The 1,660-nt window shown below is 61.3% G+C and carries 1 pseudogene; it reads right to left on the bottom strand.

Going from position 1 to position 1,660, the window contains the following annotated elements:
* Nucleotides 1-70: 70 nt before the first annotated feature.
* A pseudogene (locus tag H5U08_RS18040) lies at nt 71-1,660 on the bottom strand (hypothetical protein); the annotation flags it as partial.

Consider the following 1,660-nt stretch of genomic DNA (forward strand, 5'->3'; position numbering starts at 1 on the left):
AGTCTCACGAGGATTTGGCAAACGGGGAGGTGCGAACACTCCCCCACCCAGCTACTGGCCTGGGAAGATCTCAAGCGGCACGAGCCTTTCGAACGCGAGAGCGTCTGGCCGCCGGGACGGGCGTTTCACCGGTGTCCCGATCGGGAGCCGCTGAAGCCGTCCCCTCATCGGGATAAGGATCGGGCACAAACAGCCAGGCATCCGCAGCCGACAACACCCGGGAATTCCCACCGGCGTCAAAGGAATCAGAGCCCGAGCCGAGGGGATTCGCCGTCTCAGCTTCATCGGCCTCTCGTTGCTCTTTCGAAGGGGAATCTTCTTGGGGAGCGCTTTCCTGCCGTGGCGCCCCGACCGAAGATGTCTGGGGAGAATCACTCGTTTCTGCGGCATCGGACGCCGCAGACGTCGCCGTGGCGTTGACCGCACTCTCCCGAGTTGATGCGACCTGGTGCGTAGGCGCGGAATGTGATCGTGCCACCGAACGGTGGGACCTGCGGGAAGACCTTCCGGAAACTGCTCCTGACATCAGATCCGTTACCGGGATTCCGAGCTCGTGGCAGACGTTTGTGATATGCTCATGGCAGGTCAGCAGGAGAATTTGCTGGCGAGGTCCGGCGAATTCGGCCAGCGTCCGACAGGCCGCCCGAACACGCTCCTCATCGAAATTCACCAGAACATCATCGAGAATGAGTGGCAATTGGACTCCCCGCGCAGACCAATCACTGGCCAGGGCCAGCCGCAGGGAGAGGAAGAGCTGCTCTCGAGTGCCACGGGATAGCTCATCCACGCGACGGAGGTTTCCCGAATGATCTTCTGCCAGGAGCACACGCTCCGCAAGGGGCGTCCACACGCGGCGGTACCGGCCCTCGGTCATGGCTTCCAGAAACCGGGAGGCTTTTCGGAGGATGCGGGGTTGCCGTTCGTGCTCATACTGCTGGCGAACTTTTTCGAATAGAAAGAGCGCCAGCCGCGGTAAACGTTCGCGAATAAGGGCGGGACCGAGCTTGTATTCGATGGTCGCCAAAGCCAGGCGTTTTTCCTCAATTCGGCGGTCGTGGGCCAGCGTCTCGATCTCCGTCGTCAGTCGTTCCAGCATCTGGCGGCAGGACGCCACCTGAGCACTGTATTCCGCCACTTTGCCGATCGCTTCCTGAGAGCGCGACTCCAGGCCAGCAAAGAGCTCGTCCAGTTTTTCGCCTGGTGTGAAGCGAGGCGACAAAGCGTCGACCGACTGCCGAAGCGTCGCCGTGATTTGTTCGTGCTTCTGATGGAGTTCCCGGGCCTTTTGCCACTGACGGTACGCGCTGCTCATCGGCCCGGAGAATTCCGTGCGACGCCGGAATTTTTGGATGTGCTGCCTTAAGGCCGTCCGCAACTTTCGCACCGCCTTTTCCTGAAGGCGCAGGTCTTTTGACACCGCTTTCCACTGGCGAACGAGTTGCTTTTTCTCGCGGGCCCGGGCCACCGCTTCATCATAAGCGGCCAGCAGGGTATCGAGGACGAGTTCCAGGGAAGTGTCCGGCGTCTGAATTCCGGCAAGTTGTGCGATCTGTTGGAGGCGAGTGGACCACGTCTCGCGCTGTCGGACGAGCGACGACCGCCGCTTGTTGACCGATTCCCAGCGCAGGCGAAGCCGGCGATACTGGCGGAGCGTTTCCAG

This window comes from Thermogutta sp. (assembly GCF_014359955.1).
Lineage (GTDB): Bacteria > Planctomycetota > Planctomycetia > Pirellulales > Thermoguttaceae > Thermogutta.